Origin of the sequence: Paraburkholderia sp. HD33-4, from assembly GCF_021390635.1 — a bacterium.
Classification (GTDB): domain Bacteria; phylum Pseudomonadota; class Gammaproteobacteria; order Burkholderiales; family Burkholderiaceae; genus Paraburkholderia.
The window spans coordinates 4,394,219-4,421,003 of record NZ_JAJEJS010000001.1; the positions used below are offsets into that span (position 1 = coordinate 4,394,219).

Annotated in this window: 25 protein-coding genes and 1 pseudogene; 12 read left to right on the forward strand and 14 right to left on the reverse strand. The window is 65.0% G+C overall.

The features are described 5' to 3' along the window. Window positions 1–16 precede the first annotated feature (16 nt). Genes gspL through L0U84_RS19710 form a run of 3 tightly spaced genes read left to right on the forward strand, consistent with a single transcriptional unit; the run spans window position 17 to window position 2,734 of the window. Window positions 17–1,426 carry a type II secretion system protein GspL gene (gene gspL / locus L0U84_RS19700; protein WP_233851845.1) on the forward strand — a complete coding sequence of 470 codons (1,410 nt, stop codon included), beginning with the start codon at window positions 17–19 and terminating at the stop codon, window positions 1,424–1,426. After that, entirely contained in the window at window positions 1,423–1,926 is a 504-nt protein-coding gene (locus L0U84_RS19705) for a type II secretion system protein M (RefSeq protein ID WP_129956666.1), read from the forward strand. The genes gspL and L0U84_RS19705 overlap by 4 nt, the downstream gene beginning before the upstream one ends. A gap of 28 nt (window positions 1,927–1,954) precedes the next feature. Then, the gene (locus L0U84_RS19710; RefSeq protein WP_233851846.1) at window positions 1,955–2,734 is read left to right on the forward strand and encodes a type II secretion system protein N; all 780 of its coding nucleotides are present in this window, start codon (window positions 1,955–1,957) and stop codon (window positions 2,732–2,734) included. A gap of 165 nt (window positions 2,735–2,899) precedes the next feature. On the opposite strand, the gene L0U84_RS19715 is transcribed toward L0U84_RS19710, so the two are convergent. Together L0U84_RS19715 and L0U84_RS19720 are read right to left on the reverse strand one after the other, a co-directional pair. Next, complete coding sequence (locus L0U84_RS19715) at window positions 2,900–4,510, reverse strand: efflux transporter outer membrane subunit (RefSeq protein ID WP_233851848.1); 1,611 nt, start codon at window positions 4,508–4,510, stop codon at window positions 2,900–2,902. A 280-nt stretch (window positions 4,511–4,790) separates the two neighbouring features. Beyond that, window positions 4,791–5,195 carry a hypothetical protein gene (locus tag L0U84_RS19720; RefSeq protein WP_233851849.1) on the reverse strand — a complete coding sequence of 135 codons (405 nt, stop codon included), beginning with the start codon at window positions 5,193–5,195 and terminating at the stop codon, window positions 4,791–4,793. Between the two features lie 257 nt (window positions 5,196–5,452). On the opposite strand from L0U84_RS19720, the gene L0U84_RS19725 reads away from it, so the two are divergent. After that, window positions 5,453–5,959 carry a MarR family winged helix-turn-helix transcriptional regulator gene (locus L0U84_RS19725; RefSeq protein ID WP_233851850.1) on the forward strand — a complete coding sequence of 169 codons (507 nt, stop codon included), beginning with the start codon at window positions 5,453–5,455 and terminating at the stop codon, window positions 5,957–5,959. Between the two features lie 211 nt (window positions 5,960–6,170). Continuing rightward, on the forward strand, window positions 6,171–7,733 hold the full coding sequence (locus L0U84_RS19730; protein ID WP_233851851.1) for a DHA2 family efflux MFS transporter permease subunit: 1,563 nt from the start codon (window positions 6,171–6,173) through the stop codon (window positions 7,731–7,733). Between the two features lie 51 nt (window positions 7,734–7,784). On the opposite strand, the gene L0U84_RS19735 is transcribed toward L0U84_RS19730, so the two are convergent. The 4 genes from L0U84_RS19735 to ada all read right to left on the reverse strand — a co-directional run bounded on the left by L0U84_RS19735 (window position 7,785) and on the right by ada (window position 12,455). Beyond that, a complete protein-coding gene (locus tag L0U84_RS19735; RefSeq protein WP_233851852.1) occupies window positions 7,785–8,300 on the reverse strand; it encodes a hypothetical protein in 516 nt (171 codons plus the stop codon). Between the two features lie 223 nt (window positions 8,301–8,523). Further along, window positions 8,524–10,140, reverse strand: a complete 1,617-nt coding sequence (gshA, locus tag L0U84_RS19740) for a glutamate--cysteine ligase (protein WP_233851853.1) — start codon at window positions 10,138–10,140, stop codon at window positions 8,524–8,526. A gap of 207 nt (window positions 10,141–10,347) precedes the next feature. Beyond that, complete coding sequence (locus L0U84_RS19745; RefSeq protein ID WP_233851855.1) at window positions 10,348–11,268, reverse strand: DNA-3-methyladenine glycosylase family protein; 921 nt, start codon at window positions 11,266–11,268, stop codon at window positions 10,348–10,350. Beyond that, window positions 11,265–12,455, reverse strand: coding sequence for a bifunctional DNA-binding transcriptional regulator/O6-methylguanine-DNA methyltransferase Ada (gene ada, locus L0U84_RS19750; protein ID WP_233851856.1), 1,191 nt, complete (start codon window positions 12,453–12,455; stop codon window positions 11,265–11,267). The genes L0U84_RS19745 and ada overlap by 4 nt, the downstream gene beginning before the upstream one ends. Window positions 12,456–12,910: 455 nt before the next feature. On the opposite strand from ada, the gene L0U84_RS19755 reads away from it, so the two are divergent. Further along, window positions 12,911–13,336, forward strand: a complete 426-nt coding sequence (locus L0U84_RS19755; RefSeq protein ID WP_233851857.1) for a VOC family protein — start codon at window positions 12,911–12,913, stop codon at window positions 13,334–13,336. Window positions 13,337–13,381: 45 nt separating this feature from the next. On the opposite strand, the gene L0U84_RS19760 is transcribed toward L0U84_RS19755, so the two are convergent. Together L0U84_RS19760 and L0U84_RS19765 are read right to left on the reverse strand one after the other, a co-directional pair. Next, window positions 13,382–13,936 carry a YaeQ family protein gene (locus L0U84_RS19760; protein ID WP_233852075.1) on the reverse strand — a complete coding sequence of 185 codons (555 nt, stop codon included), beginning with the start codon at window positions 13,934–13,936 and terminating at the stop codon, window positions 13,382–13,384. Window positions 13,937–14,078: 142 nt separating this feature from the next. Continuing rightward, on the reverse strand, window positions 14,079–15,056 hold the full coding sequence (locus L0U84_RS19765) for a LysR family transcriptional regulator (protein ID WP_233851858.1): 978 nt from the start codon (window positions 15,054–15,056) through the stop codon (window positions 14,079–14,081). A 171-nt stretch (window positions 15,057–15,227) separates the two neighbouring features. Here L0U84_RS19765 and L0U84_RS19770 point away from each other — a divergent pair, with 171 nt between their 5' ends. The 4 genes from L0U84_RS19770 (at window position 15,228) to araH (ending at window position 20,635) form a co-directional block, all read left to right on the forward strand. Further along, window positions 15,228–16,676: an aldehyde dehydrogenase family protein gene (locus tag L0U84_RS19770; RefSeq protein ID WP_233851859.1), complete on the forward strand. Its 1,449-nt coding sequence runs from the start codon at window positions 15,228–15,230 to the stop codon at window positions 16,674–16,676. Window positions 16,677–16,888: 212 nt separating this feature from the next. Then, a complete protein-coding gene (locus tag L0U84_RS19775) occupies window positions 16,889–17,893 on the forward strand; it encodes an arabinose ABC transporter substrate-binding protein (RefSeq protein ID WP_233851861.1) in 1,005 nt (334 codons plus the stop codon). A gap of 92 nt (window positions 17,894–17,985) precedes the next feature. Continuing rightward, on the forward strand, window positions 17,986–19,545 hold the full coding sequence (gene araG, locus L0U84_RS19780; protein ID WP_233851862.1) for an L-arabinose ABC transporter ATP-binding protein AraG: 1,560 nt from the start codon (window positions 17,986–17,988) through the stop codon (window positions 19,543–19,545). Between the two features lie 85 nt (window positions 19,546–19,630). Further along, on the forward strand, window positions 19,631–20,635 hold the full coding sequence (gene araH / locus L0U84_RS19785; RefSeq protein WP_233851863.1) for an L-arabinose ABC transporter permease AraH: 1,005 nt from the start codon (window positions 19,631–19,633) through the stop codon (window positions 20,633–20,635). A gap of 253 nt (window positions 20,636–20,888) precedes the next feature. On the opposite strand, the gene sap1 is transcribed toward araH, so the two are convergent. The 4 genes from sap1 to L0U84_RS19805 form a co-directional block, all read right to left on the reverse strand. After that, the gene (sap1, locus tag L0U84_RS19790; protein ID WP_233851864.1) at window positions 20,889–21,227 is read right to left on the reverse strand and encodes a surface attachment protein Sap1; all 339 of its coding nucleotides are present in this window, start codon (window positions 21,225–21,227) and stop codon (window positions 20,889–20,891) included. A 464-nt stretch (window positions 21,228–21,691) separates the two neighbouring features. Continuing rightward, entirely contained in the window at window positions 21,692–22,162 is a 471-nt protein-coding gene (locus tag L0U84_RS19795; RefSeq protein ID WP_233851866.1) for a hypothetical protein, read from the reverse strand. A gap of 82 nt (window positions 22,163–22,244) precedes the next feature. Continuing rightward, complete coding sequence (locus L0U84_RS19800) at window positions 22,245–22,670, reverse strand: HIT family protein (protein WP_233851867.1); 426 nt, start codon at window positions 22,668–22,670, stop codon at window positions 22,245–22,247. Window positions 22,671–22,779: 109 nt separating this feature from the next. Continuing rightward, window positions 22,780–23,715 (reverse strand): GlxA family transcriptional regulator, encoded by a 936-nt coding sequence (locus L0U84_RS19805; protein WP_233851868.1) that lies wholly within the window; start codon window positions 23,713–23,715, stop codon window positions 22,780–22,782. 174 nt (window positions 23,716–23,889) lie between these two features. Between L0U84_RS19805 and L0U84_RS19810 the strand changes: the two genes are divergently transcribed. Continuing rightward, on the forward strand, window positions 23,890–24,729 hold the full coding sequence (locus L0U84_RS19810) for an SDR family NAD(P)-dependent oxidoreductase (protein WP_233851869.1): 840 nt from the start codon (window positions 23,890–23,892) through the stop codon (window positions 24,727–24,729). A gap of 30 nt (window positions 24,730–24,759) precedes the next feature. Here L0U84_RS19810 and L0U84_RS19815 read toward each other — a convergent pair whose 3' ends face one another. Further along, window positions 24,760–25,875, reverse strand: coding sequence for a diguanylate cyclase (locus L0U84_RS19815; protein WP_326491182.1), 1,116 nt, complete (start codon window positions 25,873–25,875; stop codon window positions 24,760–24,762). Window positions 25,876–26,168: 293 nt separating this feature from the next. Here L0U84_RS19815 and L0U84_RS19820 point away from each other — a divergent pair. Then, window positions 26,169–26,497 (forward strand): annotated as a pseudogene (locus tag L0U84_RS19820) (ecotin precursor). Window positions 26,498–26,595: 98 nt separating this feature from the next. Here the strand turns inward: L0U84_RS19820 and L0U84_RS19825 are convergent. Then, window positions 26,596–26,757 (reverse strand): hypothetical protein, encoded by a 162-nt coding sequence (locus tag L0U84_RS19825; RefSeq protein ID WP_233851872.1) that lies wholly within the window; start codon window positions 26,755–26,757, stop codon window positions 26,596–26,598. Window positions 26,758–26,785 lie beyond the last annotated feature (28 nt).

Consider the following 26,785-nt stretch of genomic DNA (forward strand, 5'->3'; position numbering starts at 1 on the left):
ACAGAGAGAGTGGCCTTTGAGCACGCTGATCGTCCTATTGCCGCCGCGTGATCCGGCGGTGCCCTCGCAGGAATGGCAACTGCCCGAGCTGCCGTTCGTGCTGCTCGACAAGTCGGGCCGCACGCAGCGCGCCGGCCGCTCGGCGCTCGCGCTGCTGCCGCGCGCGACCACGGCGGTGCTGATGGTCGCCGCGCGCGACCTGCTGCTGATGCCCGCGACGTTGCCGCCGCTGCGCGGTCCGAAGCTGCGCCAGGCGCTGCCCAATATCGTCGAGGATCAACTGATCCAGGACCCGCAGACCTGCCATATCGCGGTCGATCCGCAGGGGCTTGCCGAAGGCCGGCACCTGCTCGCGATCATCGATCGCGGCTGGTTCCGTTTCATCTGCGAAGCGTTCACCGCGGCCGGTCATCGCAGCCTGCGCGCGGTGCCGGTCACGCGTTGCCTGCCGCAGGCAGCGGTGGCCGAAACGGCCGCGAGCGGCGATGAAACAGCCGAACTGCGCGAGCCGGTGATGGCCGGTGGCGCGAGCGTCGCGACGTCCCTGCCGGGCGTGGCGCCGGTAGTCGCGCCCGAAGCGCCGTCTGTCGTGCCGATGGTGGCCGCCGTGCTCGGCGCGGTCGTGCAGACCGCACCTGCGCTGCTCGTCGAAGGCGCAATCGAGAGCGGCGTGCCGCGCGTCGAACTCGCGATTGCGCGCGGCGTGCAGGGCGAAGGCTTCGCGGCGCCGGCCGACGCGGTCAACGCGACGCTCGCCGCGCTGGCGGGTGCGGCGCCGGTATCGCTGTACATGCTGACCGAGGTGCCCGGCAACGAGCCGAGCCACGCCACGACGAGTCCCGCGCGGCTCGCCGCGCATATCCACGGCGCGAGTCCGCTGCCGTTCGAACAGCTCGCGCGGCGCGCGCTCGAATGCCGCTTCGACCTGTGCCAGTTCGAATTCGCGTCGCAGCCGTGGCGCCTCGATCGCGCGACGCTGCGACGTCTGCGTCTGCCGATCGCGCTGGCGCTCGCAGCGGTGGTCGTCGCGATCATCGGGGCGAACGTGCAGTGGCTGATGCTCGCGCGTCAGCGTGACGCGATCAGTACGCAGATGACGGAGTTGCTGCTCAACACGTTCCCGAAGACCACCGTCGTGCTCGACGCGCCCGATCAGATGGCGCGTCAACTGCAACAGCTGCGCGTCGCGGCGGGTGAGTTGTCGCCGGAGGATTTCCTGTCGCTCGCCGACGGCCTCGCGCGCTCGCTGTCTCCGCTGCCGGTCAACGGCATCGCTGCGCTCGACTATCACGAGCACCGCCTCGACGTGACCTTCAAACCCGCGATCAAGGTCGACCCCGACTTCGCCAAGCGCCTCTCGCGCAACGGACTCACCGGCGCGATCGACAGCAGTACCGGCAAGTGGACCATCAGGAACGGACAATGAAAGCTGAACTCGCTCAAACATGGGCTGGCTTCTGGGACCAGCGCACCGATCGCGAAAAGGCGCTGCTGACCTGGGGCGGCGCCGCGCTCGCGGTGGCGATTGCGTGGTCGGTGCTATGGGCACCCGCGCAGGAAGGCCGCGCGCGTCTGCACGAATCGCTGCCGAGCCTGCAGCGGCAGCTCGCGCAGATGACCGCGCAGGCGAATGAGGCGCGCTCGCTGTCGGCGGCCGCGCAGGGCGTCGCGCCGACCGGCGCGGCACTGAAGGACGCGCTCTCCGCTTCGCTCGGCGAGCATGGCCTCGCCGCGACGCAGGTTCAGTTCGTCGGCAACGCGGTGCAGGTGCAGATGAAAAACGTGGCGTTCCCGGCCTGGACCACCTGGGTCGACGACGTGCGCAAGCAGTTCAAGGTGCAGGTGTCCGAGGCGCACATCACCGCGTTGAAAGACGACGGGCAGGTGGATCTGACGGTGGCGCTGCAACCGTCGACCGCAAAATAACGACGCGCCGCTCGCTACAGGATCTCGCATGAAATACTGGATGTGGCGCCTGCGTGTGGCGCTGCCGTGGCTGGTGGTCGCCATTTTGTCGGTCGCGGCCGTGACGCTCGCGTTGCTGCCGGCGGCCTGGATTACGCCGCAATTCGCGCGGCAAACGCACGGGCACGTCAATCTCGTCGACGCCGAGGGTTCGTTGTGGCACGGCTCGGCGACGCTGATGCTGGCGGCCGGCTCCGATATGAGCGCAGCGACGCTGCTGCCTGGGCGGATCGAATGGCGCACCGCGTTCTGGCCGCTTTTCACCGCACGTGTACGCATGATCATGCGCCATAGCGAGGCGATGCCCGACCCGATCACGGTCGATGCGACGCCACGCGGTGCGACCGTCACGCCGGGCGTGCTGGTGGTGCCCGCATCGCTGCTCGCGGGGCTCGGCGCGCCATTCAACACGCTCGATCTGCAGGGCAACGTGCAGCTGTCATGGTCCGATTGGCGCAGCTTCCACGGCGAAGCGTTCGGACAGCTGACGATGATGCTCGAGGACGTCAGCTCGCGGGTGTCGCTCGTGAAGCCGCTCGGGTCGTACCGGGTCAGGTTTCAGGCGCAGGGCACCTCGTCGGAGCTCGATGTGAGCACGCTCAAGGGGCCGTTGACGCTGAGCGGCAACGGCACGGTGTCGGCCGCATCGACATCGTTTCATGGCACGGCGAGCGCCGCGCCGGAGCAGCACGATAACCTCGCCGGCCTGCTGAATCTGCTTGGCCGGCCGAGCGGGCCGGATACGGTGACGCTGACGTTCGTGCACTGAGGTGGGCTTCGCACGCCCATAGGTGGCCAAGCGTGCGTATCGCGCGCGTGGCCCGATGAAAAAAGAGGCATGGCCGCGAGTCGCGACCATGCCTCTTCCGTTTGTGCGGCTGCTGTGAGTTTTGCGCTTCGCGCGCCGCGTCGACCGCGCCGGGCACAGCCGCCGCTATTTACTCTGCACCCGCGCTGACTGAGCCTCTGCGTTTGGCGCCGTGCCTTGCGCGATGGACGTCGCCCCGACCGAAGTGGCCGCAGCCGTCGGAGCCGATGCCGGCAGCGGCGCGGGCGCCGCGACATCGCCGGTCTCGCGATCCATCTGCGACGCGTCCCAGCCGCCGCCGAGCGCCTTGACGAGCCCCACCGACGACACCATGCGCTGCCCGGCGATATTCTCGAGCTTCTGTTCGGCCGTGAACGCTATGGTCTGCGCGGTCAGCACATTGACGAATCCGACCGTACCCGCCTTGTACTCGTTCGTCACGATGGCGAGCGCCTGGCGCGCCGAGTCGACCGCCTGACGCTGCACGACGATTTCCTGCTCGAGGATGCGCTGCGATGCAAGGTTGTCCTCGACGTCCTGGAACGCGGTGAGCACCGTCTGCCGATAGGTGGCGACATCGGCGTCATAGGTGGCGCGCGCGGCCTCGGTTTGCGCCTTGCGCAGGCCGGCGTCGAAGATCGTCCCGGCCAGTTGCGGGCCGAGCGTCCAGAAGCGTGAAGGCAAGGTCAACAATTGCGAAAACACCGAGTTCTCGAAGCCTCCGGTCGCCGACAGCGTCAGCGATGGGAAGAATGCGGCGATCGCCACGCCGATCTGCTCGTTCGCCGCCGCGGCCTTGCGTTCCGCCGACGCTATATCCGGCCTGCGTTCGAGCAGCGCGGACGGCATTTGCGCTGGCACGGCGGGTGGCGTCGCGGTGAGCGGCATCGGCGGCAGCGAGAACATCGACGCGGGCACGCCGACCAGCACCGCGATCGCGTGCTCGTCCTGCGCGCGCTGGATGCCGTTGTCGATCGCGGCGGCCTGCGCCGATTGCAGCTGCGTTTGCGCCTGGATCACGTCCGAGCGGGCGGCGACACCGGCCGCGTACTGATTCTGGGTGAGTTGCAGCGAGTGCTGATAGGCGATGACGGTGTCATCGAGCAGCTTCTGCGTGGAGTCGAGCGCACGCAGCAGGAAGTAGGTCTGCGCGAGCGTCGCCTGGGCGGACAGGCGCGCGTTCGCGAGGTCGGCGGCCGCGCCCTGCTGGCCGGCCTTCTGCGCGTTGACCGAGCGCGTGACCGAGCCCCACAGGTCCGGCTCCCAGCTCGCCGTCATCTGGACGTTGAAGCTGTTGTTGATGCCTTCGCGGCTCGTCGCGGTCGTGGCATTGCCGCCGGTTTGCGTGCCGTTGCCCGAGCGCGTCATGCCGGCCGACGCGCCGATCGTCGGAAAGTACGCGGCCCGCGCTTCGCCGACGAGAGCGCGCGCTTGCCGATAGTTTGCGGCAAATTGCGCGATGGTCTGGTTCGCGGCGTTGAGCTTGTCTTCGAGTTCGTTGAGCTTCGGATCTTCGTAGATTGCCCACCAGTCGCCGCGGTCATGTTGATCGGCGGGCTCGGCGACCTTCCAGCCGGGCGCGGCTTCCTTGAACGACGCGGGAATTTCGGTAGTCGGCCGCTGATAGTTCGGGCCGACCGCGCACGCGGCGACGAGCGTCGCGCAGGCCGCGCTCACGACGAGGGAAAGGACGCGCGGCGCAAACACCCGCGCGCGCGAGATTCGATCAGACTGCATGCAATGAAATTCCTTCTGGACGCCGTAGTGCGGCCGGGAACGGCGCCACCGGCCGGGCGAGACCGTGGTCTGCCGGAATGTTAGCGTATGAGCCCGCGCGAGCGCGGGAAACTGAAAGCTGAAAGGTTAATGCGAGGCGGTGTGGAGGTGTGTTACTTGCGGTGACGCGATGGTTACGCGTTGTTACCGGCAGCGCGAGGGGCTGTGGGTTGGCGGTAGTTCCGGTGACGACAGGAGGCCAAACTGTATGCCGAAAAGCGCGCTGCGAACCGGCGCGCCGTCAGAGTCGCGCTTCCGCCGATTGAGTCTGCTGACGTTGACGTTGGCGCTGGCACCCGGGCTTGCCAGCCGAGGCCCGGCACGACGCACCGCCGGGCGCGACGCAAGCGTTACCGCTGTTGACCGTCACGGCGACGACGTTTTCGGCCTCTATGGCGAAGCTTTCCTTCGGCAACACGATCTCGCTGGTTTCCACGATCACGGCGTTGCCATTCTTCGAGCGCTTCGTCCCCCGTCGATGCTCTGCCCAAGCGAGCAACGCGACACCGACCGACCCGCCCGGCAGCACGAACAATCCCGCGAACAGCGCGAGCTTCCACCAGCGGTGCCGGCCCTGGAAGCTATGGAGTGCGGAATCGGTCAGTGAGCGGCTGAGGCCGCCAAGCGTGTTTTTGAGGTACAGCATCGGGGAAATCCTTTGGCGCGCGTCGCGGCAGGGGCGATGCGCGGTCGATCGATCAGAACATGGTCTCGAATGGCGCGGGACGCGCGAAACTCATTGCTTGTCATAATATTGACTATGCAAGCAAATTTCAAGATACTGTGCGGCGCAAAAGATTCGACTGTTGTTTTTATGATGTTTGATTGCGCACCGCAAAATGCGATTTGACTTGTCTGCTTAGGCAGCTAAACTTCGTCTTGCCTGGATGTTGCGGATACCCCATGACTGATGGCCCCTACAAAGCGGACGAGGCCGAGCTCACGAGCAGTCTCGGCTACTACCTGACGAAAGCGCGCAACGTGCTGGTCGAGCGCACGGACCGTGCGGTCAAGCCGCTCGGGCTCACTGCGCAGCAAATCGGCGTGATCCTGATGCTGTCGTCGCGGCGCGCGAGTACGCCATTCGAACTGTCGCGCGCGATGTCGTACGACAGCGGCTCGATGACGCGTCTTCTCGATCGGCTGGAAAAGAAGGGCTTCGTCGTGCGCACGCGTAGCAGCGACGACCGACGCATGGTGAAGCTGGAACTGACACCGCAAGGCCAGGAGGCCGCGCGGCAATTGCCGAACCTCGGCGCAACTGTGCTGAACGACCAATTGCGCGGCTTTACCGCCGAGGAGCACGCGACGCTGATTCACCTGCTCGCCCGTTTCATCGCGAACGGTCCCGAGGGAGAAGCCGACGTGGGTTGCGGACCGGCACCAGCACCGGACGAGCCGCCGGGATGAGCTGAAGCGTGCATCGAAGCGCCACCGTCGTCGGATGGCGGCGGCGCTTCATCACGAAGCACTAGCAGGACAATCACGAGGCGCCTTTCCAAGGCGTCATTGTCACCAGATATCTGTCTGGGCAGAGGGTGATCCGGCATGCAAGGATCGTGTTTGAAATGCGCGATAAAGATGCCGTGTCAAGCTTTTGCCGTCTGAGGAGAACAAACCTATGGATGCCACGGCTTCCAACGCCGCGAGGCCCGCCGCAGAACCCGCCCCGCTCCAGGGTGGCACGCTCGCGCTGCTGACCGTCGGCCTTGCGCTCGGCACCTTTATGGAGGTGCTCGACACTTCGATCGCGAACGTCGCGGTGCCGACCATTTCCGGCAGCCTCGGTGTCGCGTCGAGTCAGGGCACCTGGGTGATCTCGTCGTACTCGGTCGCCTCGGCGATCGCCGTGCCGCTGACCGGGTGGCTCGCGCGGCGCGTCGGCGAGGTACGACTATTCACGCTGTCGGTGCTGCTGTTCACGATCGCGTCGGCGGCCTGCGGTTTCGCGCACAACTTCGAATCGCTGATCGCGTTCCGGCTCGTGCAAGGGCTCGTGTCCGGGCCGATGGTGCCGTTGTCGCAGACGATCCTGATGCGCTCGTACCCGCCCGAGAAACGTGGTCTCGCGCTCGGCTTATGGGCGATGACCGTGATCTGCGCGCCGATCTTCGGCCCGGTGATGGGCGGCTATATCACCGATCACTTCACGTGGCCGTGGATCTTCTACATCAACGTGCCGATCGGCCTGTTCTCGGCGTTCTGCGCGTATCTTCTGCTGCGCGGCCGCGAGACCCAGACGATGCGCCAACGCATCGACGTGGTGGGTCTCGTACTGCTCGTGACCGGCGTGTCGTGTCTGCAGATGATGCTCGACCTCGGCAAGGACCGCGACTGGTTCAATTCGACGTTCATCGTGGCGCTCACGGTGATTGCGCTCGTTTCGATCGCCTTCCTGCTGGTCTGGGAGTTGACCGAGAAGGAGCCGATCGTCGACCTGTCGCTGTTCAAGGATCGGAACTTCGCGCTTGGCGTCGTGATCATCTCGTTCGGCTTTATGGCGTTCTTCGGCTCGGTCGTGATCTTCCCGCTGTGGCTGCAAACGGTGATGGGCTACACGGCCGGCCTCGCGGGTCTCGCCACGGCCCCGGTCGGACTGCTCGCGCTGTTTCTGTCGCCGATGATCGGCAAGAACATGCATCGGCTGAATCTGCGCATGGTCGCGAGTTTCGCGTTCATCGTGTTCGCAATCGTGTCGTTCTGGAACTCGACGTTCACGCTCGACGTGCCGTTCGGCCACGTGATCCTGCCGCGACTCGTGCAGGGCATCGGCGTCGCCTGCTTCTTCGTGCCGATGACGACGATCACGCTGTCGAGCGTGTCCGACGAACGTCTTGCGAGCGCGTCGGGTCTGTCGAACTTTTTCCGCACGTTGTCGGGCGCGATCGGCACCGCGATCAGCACGACGTTCTGGGAAAACGACACGATCTATCACCACGCGATGCTCGCCGATACGGTCAACACGTATTCGGCAAACACCAACGCCTATACGAATGCGCTCGCGGGCGCCGGGCTGTCCGGCGACAGCCTGACCGCGCAGCTGAACCAGGTGGTGACGAGCCAGGCGTACATGATGGCCACCAACGACTTCTTCCGCATCTCGTGCGCGGCGTTCATCGTGCTGGCGTTGCTCGTGTGGATCACGAAGCCGCGCAAGGGCACCGGGCCATCGTTAGGACATTGAAGCAACTGCACGGCAGAGGCAAATGCACCGCCGCTGCCGCAACTGCTTCAGCTATTGCGACATCGCCTCGCCATTCGGCAGCGTGGTCGTCTTGCCGGGCAGCGTCTCCGGATGCGTCGCATCGGGCGCGTTCTGCGATGGCGTCGCGCTGCCTTGCGGCGCGCCGGCGGTTGTGCCCGTGGCGCCTCTCACATACTGCTTGAAATCCGCACCGGCTTGCCACGGATTCGGCTTGCAGCCGAGCGAGCTGTCGCAATGCGCGGAAAAGCCGATCGTAATGGTGCCATCCGGACCCGCAGCCCGCGTGATCTGAAACGCGAGCGCGCGCTTGCCGCCGTCGGGACCGGCGGTCTGGATCAGCGAATCGTTAGCGGTCTCGATCTGGTACTTCGAATGACTCGCGACCCACGTTTGCGCCCGTTGCCACCAGAGGTCGCATTCGGCCTTGTTCGAGCACGTCAACGGCGCGGTCGCGATCTGCATGACGTTCGGATCGACCTGACCCTGGGTCGAGCATGCCGCCGTCGCCACGAGACACAGCGCGGCCAACAGAGTTTTGTTCTTCACGTCGGTACCTCCCCGGTGGAGCGTGTCATAACATTTTGGACCACCCCATCGAAGCGGTGTTTCATCCAGATCAGAGAATCGCGACCACGCGCGGAGAATTTGCCGATTGCGCATTCGTTCGACGCGCGCAATCCGTAGAGCTTACTTGCGCGTTATGCGCGGCAAAGAAAAAGCGGCCACGTGGGCCGCTTGATCGCTTCTGGAGATGCTGTGGTCCGAATGCTCAGACGCTGATGCGATTGAGCGTGTAGGCGCGATACGCAGCGACGAACGCATCGAACGAACCGACCTCCTCGCGTTCGAGCTTTGCCTGTTCGTCGAGCGATTGCACCGCGAGGTCCGCAAAGGCTTTCGACTGCGCGGCATCGAGCGGACGCGCACGGAAGTACGCGGCGTGCGCTTCGCTTTGAGCGAGGCCGAACGCAAGGAAGCTTTGCTGCTGGTCGCGCATGGTTTGCAGCACGCGAGCCGATGGCGTCAGCGACACGTCCGCGAGCTTCGCGCGTTGCGCGGCGACCGCGCGCGCGTGTTCGTCGCCGCCCTTCAGGCCGTCGAGCACGGCCGCCGCGGCGTCGATTTTCACGAGCAGTTCATTGGCCCAGTCGAGCATCGCGACCGGCTTGCCGTCGCGAACCAGTTCGAGGCCCGGCTTGCGGCCTTCCATCGTCACGCGGCCGAAATTCTCATTGGCTTCCGTGTACGCGGGCGGAGGCAGCGGCGCGCTGTCGTCGAGCGCGCACACGAGCAGATACGCGTCCAGAAAGCGTGATGTTTCGAGCGAAATGCCAGTCGGCTCGAACGGATCGATATCCATGCAACGCACTTCGACGTATTGCACGCCGCGCACGGCGAGCGCATGCAACGGCCGCTCGCCCGGATACGTGACGCGCTTCGGACGAATCGTCGAATAGAACTCGTTTTCGATCTGCAGCACGTTGGTGTTGATCTGCACCCACTCGCCGTCGCGTTGCGTGCCGATCTTCTCATACGCGGGATACGGCTGGCTCACAGCTTTCGCGAGCCCGTCGAGATAGCCGGGCAGCGTGTCGTAGTCGGCGTGCAGGGCGGCTTGCGCGGTCGTGTTCGAATAGCCGAGGTCGCTCATGCGCAGGCTCGTCGCGTACGGGCGATACAGCGTATCGGCGTCGAACGCGTCGAGCGTATGTTTGCGATCGCGAAGGAATCGACGATCGAGCGCCGGCGACGCGCCGAACAGATACATCAGCAGCCAGTTCGTGCGGCGGAAATTGCGGATCAGCGCGAGGTAGCGATCGGACTGGAAGTCGACGGCATTCGCGGCGGATTGCTGATCGGCGTGCAGCAGTCGCCACACGTCTTCGTTGAGCGAATAGTTGTAGTGGATGCCCGCGATGCACTGCATCGTACGGCCATAGCGCAGCGCGAGGCCGATCCGGTACACGTACTTCAGCTTGCCGATGTTCGACGTGCCGTAATCGGCGATCGGGATGCCGTCGTCGGTGGCGGGCAACAGCCCCGGCATCGAGTTGTTCCACAGGATCTCGTCGCCGAGCTGCGCGTAGACGAAACGATGCAGCACGTCGAGCTGCGCGAGGGTTTCGGCGACGTCCTGTTCGGCCGGCGTGATCAGCTCGAGCAGCGCCTCGGAGTAGTCGGTCGTCAGCGACGGATGCGTGAGCGCCGAGCCGAGCGCGCGCGGATGCGGGGTCATCGCGAGCTGGCCGTCGCGCGTCACGCGCAGGCTTTCCCTTTCGATGCCGCGCAGGCCGCGTAACAGCGCATCGCGCTGCGGGCTCGAGTCGAGCACGGACAGACGGTGCGAAAGCGCGTCGGTCGTGCGGGAAGGTGTGGTGTTTGGCATTGATGCGAGTCGCGCGTTGCCGGTCGCCGTGTATCACCAGACGATTCACAGACGGTACAGCGGCTGACAACGTTCGGCGGAATTTTCAGTAGCGGGCACTTTAACATCTCGCCAGAACGGCTGCTTGCGGCCGCTTTGGCGGGGTCTGAGCGGGCTGCCGAGGTCGCGCCGAACTACGCCATCACCATCGCCACGTCACGATGACGCTCACCCGCCGCGCGCCGCGCCCGCCCGGTCCGCCACCTCGTTCCACAGATGCATCGCGGCATACGCGCGATACGGCCGCCACGCGTCGGTGCGGCTGCGTTGCTGCGCGGGCCGTGTGAGCGAAGGATCGCGCGCGCAGATCGATTGCATCAGCACGAGATCCGACGCGGGCCATGCGTCGGCATCGCGCCATGCGCGCATCGCGACGTATTCGACGGTCCAGGGGCCGATGCCGGCGAGTGCTAGCAGCGCGGCGCGCAGGCTCGCGGCGTCGACGGTATCGCTGCTGTCGAGCGGCACGTCGCCGCTCGCGACCGCGCGCGCGAAGCCCTGCAACGCGGCGACCCGTTTGCCCGGCATACCGATTTGCGCGAGATCGACTTCGGCGAGCGCGGCCGGCGTCGGAAAACGCCACGCGGTGTTCTCATGCGGATGCCCGTCGATGCGTTCGCCGGCGCGTTGCACGAGCCGTCCGATGATCGTCGTCGCGGCCTTCACGCTAACCTGCTGACCGACGATCGCGCGCACCACCAGTTCGAAGCCGGACCACGCGCCCGGTACGCGCAGGCCGGGCGCCGCGGCGACGAGCGGCGCGAGCCACGGGTCCGTGGCGAATGCGGCCGCAATCTTGCCGGGATCGGCGCGCAGATCGAACATTCTCGCGACGGGCGCGGCGAGAGCATCGGCATGCCGGCTCGCCGGTCCCTCGATGCTCGCGACGATACAGTGCTTGCGCGGATGCAGCCGCACGCTGAGCGTGCCGCTGTCGCCGTTCCAGGCTATCGCGCGACGATACGCACCGTCTTCGACGGCTTCGACGCCTGGCGTCGCGCGGCCGCTGAAAAAGCGCAGCAGCCGCGGCCAGTCGAACGGTGCCTTGAACGGTAATTCGAGAGTTGCGACGTCGTTAAGCGTGCTCAAGCGGCGTGATCCAGTTGGGAGTTGTGGGAGTCGGCATCGGTGCGGCTTGCGTCGCGACGCGGCACGTCGCCGGCTGATACGCCGCCTGCGTGTTGCGCCTCATTATCGAGCAACGCGGCCTTGCGCGGCAGTCCCCAGCGGTAGCCGGCGAGCGCCCCGCCCTTCTGCACGACGCGATGGCAAGGAATCGCGAGCGCCACCGGATTGGTCGCGCATGCGCTCGCAACGGCACGCACCGCGCGCGGCGAGCCGACCGCCTCGGCGATCTGCGAATAGCTGCGAGTCTCGCCGTACGGGATGCGCCGCAGCGCTTCCCACACGCGCTGCTTGAACGCGGTCGACGCGATATCGAGCGGCAGGTCGAAGTCCTGGCGCGTGCCGCGCAGATACGCATCGATCTGCGCGATGAACGGCGCGAGCCGCCCGGCATCTTCGCGCAGCTCGGCGTTCGCGAACTCGCCGCGCAATTCGTCGATCAGCAGCGCGGTGTCGTCGCCGAAACCGATCTTGCAGATGCCTTTGTCGGTGGCCGCGACCAGCACGAAACCGAGCGAGGTCGGCGCGCTCGCATAGCGCACCGTGAGCCCGGCGCCCTTGCGGCGATAGGCGGACGGCGCCATGCCGAGTTCGGCCGGCGCGCTGTCGTACATTCGCGACGGCGAGCCGAAACCGGCGTCGAGCGTCGCGCGCGTGACGTCGGCGCCGCCTTGCAGCGCATCGCGCAACGCGGCGCCACGCTGCGCGGCCTGGTACTGACGCGGCGACACGCCGACCACACGCTTGAACAGGCGCTGCAAATGGAACGGGCTCACGTGTACGGCATCGCTCAGTTGCGCCAGCGTGAGACGCTGCTGCGGATCGGCATCGAGCGCGGCGCATGCCCGGGCGACGATTTCGAGCTCGCGCGGCAGGCCGCCGGGCTGGCAGCGCTTGCAATCGCGAAAGCCCGCGGCGCGCGCGGCGGCGGCATCGGTGAAGAAAGCGACGTTTTCGCGGCGCGGCTGGCGCGACGCGCACGACGGGCGGCAGAACACGCCGGTCGTCCTGACGGCGTAGAAGAATGCGCCGTCGGCGTCGCGGTCGCGGCGGGTGACGGCGTCCCAGCGTTCGTCGTCGGTGGGCCACTGGGTGGTGTCGACGTCGGTGGCGGTGCGCACGGTGGCGGAATGGCGAGTGGTGGCGTTCATGATGTCTGGGGCCCGGATGGGCAGGCAATGTCGATGCTCATCAATCTAGGCCCGATCGCTACACAGTACGCGCCGCTTCTTGCTCTGTCATTCGGACGCGCTTGTCCTTACCCGTTGTGGGGTCAAACCCGGCAAATCGCAGCCCGATGCGCTCCGGAACGCACTGCGGTCGGGCGTTTTGCCTCAAAGTGCGACAATTTCGCACGATATCGGGTTTTCCCTTAAAAAGTTATTGCGTCGCACCAAGCCGATGTGTATATTAGTACCTGTCTCCTCCATGTCTCCTCCTGATATGGATTCAGCCCGCTCCACTTGAGCGGGCTTTTTTTTGCCTACGTTTTTGTCCGCGCCTGGTCCGATTTAGTCCGCTCGCCCGCGACTTCCCGCCGATCCATCCCCGCCCTTTCTCCTACACTTCCTAATCGGTTCTCCGAACTAGCGAAAGGACGTCCGACATGAAAATCCACATTCGCGAGATCGACCACGTCGTGATCCGGGCGACGCACGTCGACACCCTCGCGCGCTTTTACTGTGACGTACTCGGCTGCAGCGTTGAAAAGGAGCAGCGCGAACTCGGCCTCACGCAACTGCGCGCGGGCCGATCGCTGATCGATCTGCTACAGACCGGCGCGAAGCTCGATCGCGCGGAAAACGGCGCGGCGGGCACGGGACGCAACATGGATCACCTGTGTCTGCGCGTCGAATCCTTCGATGCTGACGCGCTGAAGGCGCATCTGAGCGCGCATGGCGCGCGGCTCGGCGAGCAGGGAGTGCGTTATGGCGCGGACGGATTCGGGCCGTCGCTGTATCTGTTCGACCCCGAGGGCAACATGGTCGAACTGAAGGGGCCGCCGGAAGCGCCACGGGTAACGTCGCTCTGAAGGCCAAAACGAAGCGGCGCGATAAACCGCTTCAGAGTGGCGCCATCAAGCGTCGGCGGGCGCTTTCAGTACGGTCCAGTCGATCTTCACCGCATCGGCTTCGGCGCTGCCGAGCCATGCTTCGCCGTCCTGCACCGTGCATTGCAGCCGCATCGTGCGTTCGGCGAGCGAGCCGAGCGATGCCGCGACATCTTCGCCGAGCGTCCAGACCGTCACGTTGCGCAAGCGGTCGACCTTGTTGCGTACGCCCTGCCACCAGATTTCCGAAGTCCGTCCGCCATACGCGATCACGACCACGCGATTGGAGCGGCCGCTCGCCTTCGCGATGCGGCGCTCGTCAGGTTGACCGACCTCGATCCACGTGTCGATCGCGCCGGTCAGATCCTTCGCCCACAGGTCCGGCTCGTCGACATCCGACAAACCTTTGCAAAATTCCAGCCGTTCCTGCGCGAACAGCGCGAACGCGGCGACGCGGACCATCATCCGTTCGTCGGTTTCGGAGGGGTGACGGGCGATCGTCAGCGAATGGTCGGCGTAATAGTGCCGGTCCATGTCCGCGATCTGCAATTCCGCCTTGTATATCGTCGATTTGAGAGCCATGCCGTTGCTAAACCAGGCGCTCGCTCCACCGGAGCGCAGCGAAAATGAATCGTCGACGGCGCGTTGCCGTTTCTTGTGTTTGCTGTACATCGTTGTTTCCTCCCGCGCCGTCAGCCGGTGCCTATGACGCAGAAGGAAGCATTTACCGGGCCACCGCAGCTTCCGTGGCCGTGCCGTACACGTCGCGAGCCGCGTCCCGCAACGCCTCGAGGACGACAGCGGCCGCCGGAGACAACAGATGCGACTGGCGCGTGATGATACCGAATGTATCCATCCTGCACGGTAAATCGATCGGTACTCGCTTCAATACGCCGTACTGTTGGTATTGACGCGCCACTTCATCGGGCAGTACGGCCAACATGTCGCTTTGCAGCAGCAGGCTCGAAATGGCGAGGAAGTTGTTCGTATTGACGACGTTCTGCGGCGGATTCAGGCCGATCTGCGAAAACATCAGATCGAAGCGATGGCGCAGCACGCTGCCCGGCGGATGCAGCACCCACGCGGCGTTGACGATACCGCGCAGCGTCAGGCCTGTTTCATTTTCGAGCGGATGGCCGGGGCGCGCGACCACGCACAGCGGTTCGTCCGCGAGCGGTTCGTAGCGCACGTCGGTCTTGAACTGGTTCTGCCGTTCGAGCACGCGGCCGATCATGATGTCGAGGTCGCCTTCGGCAAGCCGCGGCAGCATCACGTCCGAGGTTTCGACCTCGGTCCAGATCTGCAGTTGCGGATATCGCTCCTTCACGCTGGCGATCGCGCGCGGCACCATCGTCGCGGCGGCCGCGGCAATCACGCCGATCCGCACCTGGCCCGCGAGCCCCGAGCGCAGCGCCGAGATTTCGTCGTGCGCCTGGCTCAGATTCGACAGCACCATACGCGCGTGCCGGATCATCACCTCGCCGTACAGCGTCGCGTGCATGCCGTGCGGCGTGCGGTCGAACAGGCTCACGCCGAGCATGTCCTCGAGTTCCTTCAGCAGGCGCGACGCGGCCGGTTGCGTCATGCCGAGCACGTCGGCCGCGCGGCGCACGTTGCCCTCCTCCTCCATCGCGGCAAGCAGCAGCAACTGGCGCGTTTTCAGCCGCGCGCGCACGAACCAGTTCGAATAGCTACGCGTCATCGCAGGGTCTCCAGGTTTTTACGAGCGATGTTTGTACGTTCTTCCTCTGAAGTTCCCATAATGCCATATCGAAACTGATATCGGAGAAGCCCAAAAAGGGATTGGAAAGTTATTGGGGCGGCTCATACCATTCGTGGACTTTTGTGAACTTCCGGTGCGCCTTTTCCGCCGATGAACCGCGATCCGCTCGTCCCTCTCGTTGTCAGCCCGTTCCGCCATTACATCAATGGCGGATGGGAGACCGGTGCGACCGCGGGCGTGTCGCTCAATCCGTCGGATCTCGACGAACCGGTCGGCGAATACGTGCGCGCCGATGTGCGGCAGACCGACAGCGCGATCGAGGCCGCGCACGCGGCGTTTCGCGACTGGTCGCTCGCCTCCGCGCAGCGCCGCGCGGACGCGCTCGACGCGATCGGCAGCGAAATGCTCGCGCGCCGCGAGGAACTGGCGCGGCTGCTCGCGCGTGAAATCGGCAAGGTGTTGCCCGAGGCGCTCGCCGAAGCGACGCGCGCGGGGCAACTGTTCAAGCTGTTCGCGGCCGAGGCGCTGCGCGCGTTCGTCGAACCGCTCGCGTCGGCGCGTGCCGGCGTCGAAATCGACGTGACGCGCGAGCCGCTCGGGGTGGTCGGCATCATCGCGCCGTGGAGCGCGCCGCTCGCGATCGCCGCGGCGAAGATCGGCGCCGCGCTCGCGCATGGCAACTGCGTCGTCTACAAGCCGGCCGAATCAGCGCCGGCCTGCGCGGCGGCGCTCGCGTCGATCGTCAGTCGCGCTGGCTTGCCGGCCGGCGTGTTCAACCTCGTGATGGGCAGCGGGCGCAAGGTCGGCGCGCGCATCGTCGCGCATCCGCTCGTCGCCGCGATCAGCTTCACCGGTTCGTCCGACACCGGCACGCGCGTGCTGCAGGCCGCCGCCGCGCGCCAGGCGCGTGTGCAGCTGGAGATGGGCGGCAAGAATCCGTTCGTCGTGCTGGCCGACGCCGATCTCGACGGGGCGGTCGATGCGGCGCTGACCGGCGCATTCAGCGCGACGGGCCAGCGCAGCACGGCGGCCGCGCGGCTGATCGTCGAACGCTCGGTGTTCGCGCCGTTCGTCGACGCGTTGCAGGCGAAGCTCGCGAAACTCACCGTCGATCACGCGTTGAAGCACGGCACCGATATCGGCCCGGTGGCGAACGCGGCGCAGCTCGAACGCAATCTCGACTACGTGCGCATCGGCGAGCAGGAAGGCGCGCAGTTGTTGCGCGGCGGGCGGCGACTGGAGCGCGCGACGCGCGGCTATTTTTTCGAACCGGCGCTGTTTATCGGCGAATCGGAACATCGCATCGCACGCGAAGAGATTTTCGGGCCGCTCGCGATCGTGCTGCGCGCGGACGATTACGAACACGCGCTACATCTGGCGAACGACACCGCCTACGGACTGTGCGCCGGCATCTGCACGCGCTCGCTCGAACGCGCGCGGCATTTTCGCCGCCACGTGCAGAGCGGTCTCGTCACGATCAACCTGCCGACCACGGCCGTCGAGCATCACGGACCCGGCGGTGGGCGCAAGGCATCGGCTTATGGCGCGAGCGATGCCTCGTTCTGGACCGCTGTGAAAACGGCGTACGTGGCGGGCTAGCAGCGATGAGTCGCACCACGGTTTTCGTCACGACATGCGCGCCGCGCCGCGCGCCACGGACCTGCGCCACCGGCCATGCACGACGTTTCACGAATCGCCCGGCTGGCCGAGCCCGGTTCCGCCCAGATCCGCGCGACGGCTGAAGCCGCCCGCGTTACCCCGCTGCAACTACCACGACATCAATGCAGCTTTTCAACTTCAGGAGACAGTAGATGACCAGCAAGCTTCGCCGTTTGACCCTGACCGCGATGGCCGCCGCCGCCCTCGCCGCGCCGTTCGCCGCGCAACTGTCCGCGCATGCGGATGAGCCGCTCAAAGTCGGCTTCCTCGTGAAGATGCCGGAACAGGCGTGGTTCATCAACGAACAGAAAGCCGCGACCGCAGTCGGCCAGAAGGACGGCTTCTCGGTCGTCAACATCGGTACGCCGGACGGCGAAAAAGTGCTGGCCGCAATCGACAACCTCGGCGCGCAAGGCGCGAAGGGCTTCGTGATCTGCGCACCTGACGTGCGTCTCGGACCGGCGATTCAGGCACGCGCGAAGCGCTACAACATGAAGTTCGTGACCGTCGACGACCAGCTGGTCGATTCGACCGGCAAGCCGCTCGCGAACGTGCCGCACCTCGGCATGTCGGCGTTCAAGATCGGCAACCAGGTGGGCCAGGCGATCACCGACGAAATGAAGCGCCGCGGCTGGAAGCCTGAAGAAGTCGGCGCGCTGCGTATCACCGACTACGAACTGCCGACCGCGAAGCTGCGCACCGACGGCGCGACGCAGTCGCTGCTCGCCGGCGGCTTCAAGAAAGAAAACGTCTTCGACGCGCCGCAGAAAACCACCGACGACGAAGGCGGCTTCAACGCGGTGTCGCCGGTGCTCGCGCAGCATCCGAACATCAAGAAGTGGGTGATCTTCGCGCTCAACGAGGAAAGCGTGCTCGGCGGCGTGCGCGCGACCGAACAGCTGCATATTCCGGGCACGGACGTGATCGGCGTCGGCATCAACGGCGCGGGCGAGGCGTTCGCCGAGTTCCAGAAGAAGGAACCGACGGGCTTCTACGGCACGATCGCGGTCAGCTCGACGAACCACGGCAAGGAGAGCACTGAAAACCTCGTCGAATGGATCAAGGACGGCAAGCAGCCGCCCGCCGACACGCAAACCACCGGCAAGCTGATGGTGCGCGGCAATTGGCAGGACGTGCGCAAGGAACTGGGTATTTAAGCGAAGTTCTCGCAGCAGATAGCGGACCGCATCGCGACTTGCGTTTAGCGCGAGCGCGGCCCGCTCAGGTTTCATCCGTTCGAGGTTTTTCGATGACGTCCTTATTCACCGGGTCTCAAGCCCGCGAGGCGGCGCTCGCGCCCTCGCCTGCATCGACGCCCGCGTCCGCCGCCCCCTATCTGCGGCTCGATGGCATCACCGTGCGCTTTCCGGGCGTGCTCGCGCTCGACCAGGTCTCGCTCGAAGTGCGCCGCGGCGAGGTGCACGGCCTGATGGGCGAAAACGGCGCCGGCAAGTCGACGCTGCTCAAGGTGCTGTCCGGTGTCAATCATCCTGTGTCGGGCACGCTGTCGCTCGATGGCGTCGAGCAGCAGTTCGCGACGACCAAGGCGGCGATCGCAGCGGGCATCGCGATCATCTATCAGGAACTGCATCTGGTGCCGGAACTGACCGTCGCCGAAAACCTGATGCTCGGCGCCTTGCCGAATCGCTTCGGGGTACTGGACGAAAAGGCTTTGGTCGCGCGCGCGATACGCGAGCTCGAACGGCTCGGCGAAAAGCTCGATCCGTCGCAACAGGTCAAGCATCTGTCGATCGGTCAGCGGCAGATGATCGAAATCGGCAAGGCGCTGATGCGCGACGCGCGCGTGATCGCGTTCGACGAACCGACCAGCTCGCTGTCGTCGCGCGAAACCACGCAACTGTTCCGCATCATCCGCGCGCTGAAGGCCGAAGGCCGCGCAATCATCTACGTCACGCACCGGATGGACGAAGTCTATGAGCTGTGCGATCGCGTCACGGTGTTTCGCGACGGCCGCCGCATCGAAACCTTCGAGGCGGGCGCGGGACTCGATCGCGATCGGCTGATCAGTTGCATGGTCGGCCGCTCGATCGCCGATGTGTACGGCTATCGCGCGCGCGAGCACGGCGACGTGCAGCTTCAGGTCGACAGCCTGATGGGACCGGGCCTGCGCGAACCGGCCTCGTTTTCGGCGCGCAAGGGCGAGATCGTCGGCTTTTTCGGACTCGTCGGCGCGGGCCGCTCCGAACTGATGAAGCTGATCTACGGCGCGGTCAAGCCGAGTGCCGGCGAGGTCGCGCTGAAGGGTAAGCGCGTGCAGTTCGCCACCCCGCGCGACGCGGTGCGCGCCGGTGTCGCGCTGTGTCCCGAGGATCGCAAGCAGGAAGGCATCGTGTCGATCGCGTCGGTGTCGGACAACCTGAACATCAGCTGCCGCCGCCATTTCAGCCGCTTCAACGTGCTCAACGGCCGCAAGGAAGCGCAGACCACGCGCGAGTTCATCGGCAAGCTCGCGATCAAGACCCGCAACGGCGACACGCCGATCGGCACGCTGTCCGGCGGCAATCAGCAGAAGGTGATCCTGTCGCGCTGGCTCGCCGAAGAGATCGACGTGTTCCTGATGGACGAGCCGACCCGCGGCATCGACGTCGGGGCACGCAGCGAGATCTACGGGCTGCTGTATGGGCTCGCCGAGGCGGGCCGCACGGTCATCGTCGTGTCGAGCGATCTCGCCGAGGTGATCGGCGTGACCGATCGCGTGATCGTGATGAAGGAAGGCCGCATCGTCGGCGATCTGCCCAAGGCGCAGGCCACGCCGGATGCACTGATCAAGCTGGCGCTGCCGCGCTGATCGGCCGACGGCTCGCGCCACCGGACCTCTACCGAATACCGCAACGAATACCGCAACGAAAGCGGCATTGAATGGAACAGACATCATGAACATACCTTCCACCGATTCCTCGACCCCCGCCGTCGCCTCCGCCGGTTTGACCGCGCGGGCGGCGCGTACCTGGGACCTGATCAACAAATCCGGCATCGTGATGGTGTTCATCATCCTGTTCGCGGTGCTGTCGTTCACGGTCCCCGACTTTCTGAGCTCGCGCAATATCCAGGGGCTGCTGCTGTCGGTCACGCTGATCGGCTCGATCTCCGTCACGATGATGTTCGTGCTCGCGCTCGGCGAGGTGGACCTGTCGGTGGCGTCGATCGTCGCGTTTTCGGGTGTGGTGGCTTCCGTGCTGATCACCGCGACGCATAGCGTGTTCATCGGCGTCGCGGCCGGCGTGCTCGCGGGCGGCGCGGTCGGGCTCGTCAACGGCACGCTGGTTGCGCGCTACAAGATCAACTCGCTGATCGTCACGCTCGCGATGATGGAGGTCGTGCGCGGCCTCGCCTACATCACGTCGAACGGCGACGCGGTGATGATCTCCGAGGAGCGCTTCTTCGATCTCGGCGGCGGCTCGTTTCTCGGCATTTCTTATCCGATCTGGAGCAACATCGTCGGCTTCGTGCTGTTCGGCTTTCTGCTGAAAAAGACCGTGTTCGGCAAGAACGTGCTGGCCGTCGGCGGCAACAGCGAAGCGGCAGTGCTCGCTGGGCTGCCCGTCACGCGCATCAAGATCACGGTGTTCGTGCTGCAAGGCCTCGTGACCGGCTTCGCGGGCGTGATGCTCGCGTCGCGCATGAGCCTCGGCGATCCGAAGACATCGGTTGGGCTCGAGCTCGGCGTGATTTCCGCATGCGTGCTCGGTGGCGTGTCGCTGACGGGCGGCGTCGCGACGATCTCCGGCGTGCTGGTCGGCGTGCTGATCATGGGTTCGGTGCAGGACGCCATGAGCCTGCTGAACGTGCCGACGTTCTACCAGTATCTGATTCGCGGCGGCATCCTGCTGCTCGCGGTGCTGTTCGACCAGTTCCGCCGCAGCAAGCGCGTCCACTGACGCGCCGTTGCTCGTGGCCGGTTTCCTGCGCTTTGCGAGAAGGCGTACTGCCGATGCGGGTCGATAAAACCCGCATCGGCTTTTTTATTGCACGCGAAGCCGCGCCGGTATCGAAAGCAATAAAAAAACGGCTTGGCATCTGAATGCCCAAGCCGCTTCCTTTAGCTCACGCGCCCACTCCTGCGGCTTTTAAAGCTGCAGCGGATCCGCATGCGACCGTATTCCGGCTTTTGCCGGAATACCGGCGTTGTACTTATTGCTTGATAAATCGGTCGTTCGCCCAGAGCCCCTCGGTGTCGCTATTGCCTGAATTCACGAACTCGACGTCGTGGCCGACCACCCGCACTACGCGGAAACTCGAGTCGGTCGGTGTCGATACGCATTGATATCCGGAGAAGAATTCCTGCATTTGTTGCTGTTCACCGGCTTGCGCGTGGTGGTCGACCGCATCGAGCTTGTCCTTCGATACGCAGCCGTACGCATTGGCCTTGAACTGGATCGTTTGCTGCGGCTTGATCACGACGTCTTGCGCCTGAACGCTAGCGGCAGCCAATCCCGCAATGGCGAAAACAACGGCAATTCGAACTTTCATTTATCCCTCCGGTGCGGGCCGAAAAAATACTCGGGTTAGCTATGTATTTAACTTTAACGGTGGACCCGCATCTTGCACTATAGGAGAACCGAGGAGAACGACAAGCACATCTTGTGTGCGGTCGCAACAGTGGCGAATTGTCGCACTCCCGGTAGCGGCTGCTTAAAGCTTGAGCACGCACCTGACTGGATGGCAATGAAACGGATAACTAACAGACTCCTCGTGCGCACGGCTTTATCTGGTAAAGCTTTGCACGCGTATTCGCGTAAACTCGGAGCGTCAATTAAGCCAATTAATACAATTTAATCAACGAATTTGTGCATTGCACACAAAGTCATTCGGCAGGCAAAAGCCGGTACGCGCAATAACGAGGTAAATGCAGAAAATAAATAGTGCCAGCCGTATATCGAGGATAGCCCTGAAGCGTTTGCAACGCCTCATTGCCGAAACCGCACTAACCGGGGTCACGGCGCGCAAAGCCACGCGGACAAGGCAAGGGCGGCGCGAACGTAGCGCAATGCACCATCGGGCGCCGCCTGAATCCAGGGTCGATCAGCGTCGCACTGCCATGCGGGTACAAGCGGTGCTCTACAATTGAAACAAATCTCCTGCACCTGGAGGCTATCGTGAACGAGCACGTGATACTCGGGATTTTTCTGGTCGTTCCGCTGCTGATCGTCGCGTTTCTTTTCTCCGACGAATTGTGGCAGGAGCACCGACACCTGCACGAAGGACGACCAATGCCAGCGCGACCCCGGCGCATCGACTGGCGGCATCCGCTGCGCCGTGCGCGCGACCGGATCTGAGATTGCGAAGTGGATCGCCCAAAGAAAAAAGCCTGCCGCTGCGGGCAGGCTAAAAAAGAGATCCACACTCAATGCCTTGAACACAAGGCAGTAGCAGTCTAGCGGCGCCGCGCCTGCCAGTGGTTTCAACGGCTTTTACAGTTGTTACCGCACGTGACCGCGATGCGCGGCGCGTAGATGGGTGCGCCGCGAGTCGCACGTCCTCGATGCTTCAATGGGCGCGCCAGTGCGCTCGAATTCGTGTGGCGAGCGCTTCGAGCGTGTCCGCATCGGCGCGCTCGCGCGCATGCAGTTTCAACGGTTGACCTTGCCAGCGCGGAATCACGTGGAAATGGACGTGCGGCACCGTCTGTCCCGCCGCCGCGCCGTTGAACTGGCCGATGAACACGCCGTCCGGGCGCAGCGCCGCACGCACTGCGATCGCGAGCTTCTGCGCCATGCGCATCGACGCGACCAGCGCCTCATCCGACAGATCGAAAATTTCCGCCACCGCCTCTTTCGGCACGACGAGCAAATGGCCATCGGCTTGCGGCATCAAGTCCATGAAAGCCAGTGCCTGGTCGTTTTCCGCCACCTTGATGCACGGTAGTTCACCGCGCAAGATTTTGGCGAACGGGTTGCTGTCGTCATAGCTCATCGCGTTTCCTTTGCTCGTTGGGGCTGGGTTCGATTCGCGGGTCGATAGCGGGGCACCGTCTTGGCCGCGCAGCTTCATGCCGCAGGTTTCCTATTCTCCACCCGATCGCTTACGACACACGTGCGGCGCGCCGGATCGCTTGCGGCGGCTGGCCGAATGCGCGCAAAAAGGCGCGTCGCATGCGCTCGGGGTCGACGAAGCCAGTGTCGGTCGCGACCGTTTCGATCGAATGACGGCCGGTTTCGAGCATCGTGCGTGCCGCTTCGACGCGCAGCGCCTCGATCGCACGGGCCGGCGACTGGCGCGTCTCGTCGCGAAACGCGCGGCTGAACTGGCGCGGACTCAGATGCGCGACGTCGGCCAGCTGCTCGACACTCAGCGGCTCGCGCAGATGGCTCTTCGCATACGACAGCGCGTTCTGGATCCGGTCGGATTTCGGTTCGAGATCGAGCATCGCCGAGTACTGCGACTGCCCGCCGGTGCGGCGGTGATAGACCACGAGCTTTTTCGCGATCGTGCGCGACGCCTCGACGCCGAGGTCGTTCTCGACGAGCGCGAGACACAGATCGATGCACGCGGTCATGCCGGCCGAGGTCCACACCGAGCCGTCGACGATGAAGATGCGGTCCTCGTCGACCCGCGCGCGCGGAAAGCGCCGCTGCAGGTCGCGCGCATGCGCCCAGTGGGTGGTCGCGTGGCGGCCGTCGAGGATGCCCGCTTCGGCGAGCACGAATGCGCCGGTGCAGATGCTGGCGGTGCGGCGCGAAGCGGCGAGGGCGTCGTTCAGAAACGCAAGCAGCCCCGGCGACGACGGCGCGATCTCCATCGCGCCGGTGACGATCACCGTGTCGTAGGCGGGATCGCCGAACGGCCGCGTCGCGACCTCGACGCCCGCCGAGCTGCGCACCGTGCCGCCGTGCTCGGAGATCACCGCGACGTCGTACGCGGGCTCATCGGTGTCCTGATTGGCGAGTTCGAAAATCGATACCGCGACCATGTCGAGGATCTGGAAGCCCGGAAAAACCACCACGCCGATGCGTTTCATTTGCTTGTCCGGAAACGAGGGAAATACGACATTTGAGACAAAACGGTACGCGCCTACACTGAGCTCGTCAACCCCGCCGTATCAGCGCAAAAGCCGCGACGCGGCGAGTTCACGGATGTTCCAATTCACTGAACAGGGCGGCCGCATCATGCGCAACCCGCAAGGAGAGCTTCAATGGCAACGCAGGCAGACAAGGGCGTACAAGGCAATTCGAACGAAGGCAAGGGCACGGCAGTGGTGACGGGCGCATCGTCGGGTATCGGCGCGGTCTACGCGGACCGGCTCGCGCGACGCGGCTACGATCTGCTGCTGATCGCGCGCGACGGCGCGCGCCTCAGCAGTCTCGCCGAGCGGCTGACGAAGGAGACCGGACGCCGCGTGAGCACCGTCACCGCCGATCTGACCGACAAGGCCGACGTGCGCCGCATCGAGAACCAGTTGCGCGCCGAGCGCGGCATCACGATGCTGGTCAACAACGCGGGCGTCGGCGCGACCGCGACGCTGATCGACTCGGACATCGATGAACTCGAGAAGATGATCGACCTGAACGTCACCTCGCTCACGCGCCTGACGGCGGCGGTGTTGCCGGGTTTCATCGCGCGTGGCGCGGGCACGGTGATCAATATCTCGTCGATCGTCGCGCTGTCGCCGGAGTTGCTGAACGGCACCTATAGCGGCACCAAGGCGTACGTGTTGAACCTCACGCAGTCGCTGCATCACGAGGTGGGCGGCAAGGGCGTGCGGCTGCAAGCGGTGCTGCCGGGTGCGACGAGCACCGCGTTCTGGGATCGCGCGGGTCTTGCGGTCGAGAACCTGCCTTCGCAGATCGTGATGAGCGCCGAGGACATGGTCGACGCGGCGCTTGCCGGTCTCGACCAGGGAGAGCTGGTGACGATCCCGTCGTTGCCCGATGCCGCCGACTGGGAGCGTATGAACAGCGCGCGGCTGCATCTGCAGCCGAATCTGTCGCGCAGCGCGCCCGCCGAGCGCTATACGCGCGCCGTCGCGGCGTAAAGCAGAAGGTGGGGAAGGGCGGCGCCGGACTCAGCCGCTCACCGCCACCTGATTCCTGCCATCGTGTTTCGCCCGATACAGGCCGACTTCGGCGGCTTCGATCAGCGTCGTGACCGGTTCGGCGTCCGACGGCACCACCATCGCCGCGCCGATGCTGATCGTGACGACGCCGTCCGCCGAGCCCGCATGGGTGATCGCGAGGTCTTCGATCGCGATGCGGATTTTCTCCGCGAGCAGGCGCAGGCTGCCCGCCGACGCGCCCGGCACGACCACCGCGAACTGCTCGCCGGCGAAGCGCGCGGCGAGATCCGGCGAGCGGCCGAGGCACGCTTCGATCGTATGCGCGACGCTCTTCAGCACTTCGTCGCCGGCGACGTGGCCGTAGGTGTCGTTGTAGGCCTTGAAGTTGTCGACGTCGATCATCAGGAGGCCGAGGGTGGTCTTGTCGCGCGTGCCCCGGCTCCATTCGGCGGCGAGATGCTCGTCGAGGTAGCGGCGGTTCGACAGGCCGGTCAGACCGTCCGAATGCGTGAGCCGCTGCAACTCGAGATTCGTCGCCAGCAGTTGCTGTCGAGATTGCCGGAGCGCACGGTACGCCTCGTCGCGTTGCAGCAGGTTCAGATACGAGCGCGAGTGATAGCGGATGCGTGCGATCAGTTCGATGCGATCGGGCAGCTTCACGAGGTAATCGTTCGAGCCGGCCGCGAATGCCGCGCTTTTGACGAGCGGTTCCTCCCTGGTCGACAGCGCGATGATCGGGATGTCGCGCGTGGCCGGATTCAGCCGATATTGCCCCACCAGCGTCAGCCCGTCGGTGCCAGGCATCACGAGATCTTGCAGGATCACCGTCGCGCGCGTTTGCTCGGCGCAGCGCACCGCGTCCTCCCATGACGCGCAGTAGTGAAAGTCGACGCCCGGCTCGTCGGCGAGCGCCTCGCGCACCGCCTCGGCGATGGTCGCCTCGTCGTCGACCAGCAGCACCATGATCGGGCACTCGGCCGCCGGCGGACTGGCGAGGAGGCGCGCGAGCGCATCGTCGATGGCGGGACAGGGTGCATCCTCCGCGACGAGCGTTTGCGCCTGCGCGTTCGCTTCGTCTGCGGGATGCAGCGTTGCGACGTTCTGGGGCAGTTTAGAGGTGTCCATGTGGTTCAGCCAGAATGAAGGTCAGGAAAGGCACGTCAGCTTGCGGGAGAGGAAAGGCGCTCGTTGGCCACTGCCACGAGCGCGCCCCAGAGAACCGCGCCTCGTCGTCAAAACTTCCACTGGTCAGATAATAGTCGGCGCCCGCACCGAGTCCAGCGCGCAATGCCATGCGCCGGATTTCACATGGAACGTTATGTGTCTGTTACAGAGTTAATGTCCGGTTACCAACTGCAGCATCTATTTCCGTCCGCCTTGGCGACAATTCGTCCATGCCTGAACGGCGGGAGCTCAAAATGAAAAAGATCGCAGTGGCGTTGGTAATGGCGGGTAGTTTGACGGTGGCGGGCCAGGCGTCCGCGCACGGAAACGGCGGCGATGTGGTGGGCGCCCTTATCGGTGGTGCGGTGCTGGGCGCGGTGGTCAGCTCGGCATTAACGCCGGCGCCAGTGGTCGCGTATCCGCAGCCGGTCTATGCGGAGCCCGCGTATCAGCCCGCGCCGGCTTACGCGGCACCGCCGCCCGGATACTGCTATGACCAGTATCAGCGCGCCTATGTCGCGTGCGGCGCACCGCCGCCCGGTCAATACGGCTCGCGCAGCCGCAACCCGAGCCGCAGTGGTGAGCGCGGACAGGCTCTGATGCGCGGGTGATTCGGACTGGCAACGCGCAGACAAAAAGGCCGTCGCTCAATGCGACGGCCTTTTCCATATGAAGCACGGCTTAGTGCTTGTGATGCAGCCACTCCGCGTAATGCGTGTCGAGCCAGCGCTCGAGCCTGGGCGGCTTGGACGGATCGCGGTGACGCGACATCATCCAGATGGCAAAGCCGACCAACAGCATGACGGCGGGCCCCATCAGGTAGGCGAGCATTGATTCAGGCATCGGAACCTCCGTATCGGCTTGCATCCAT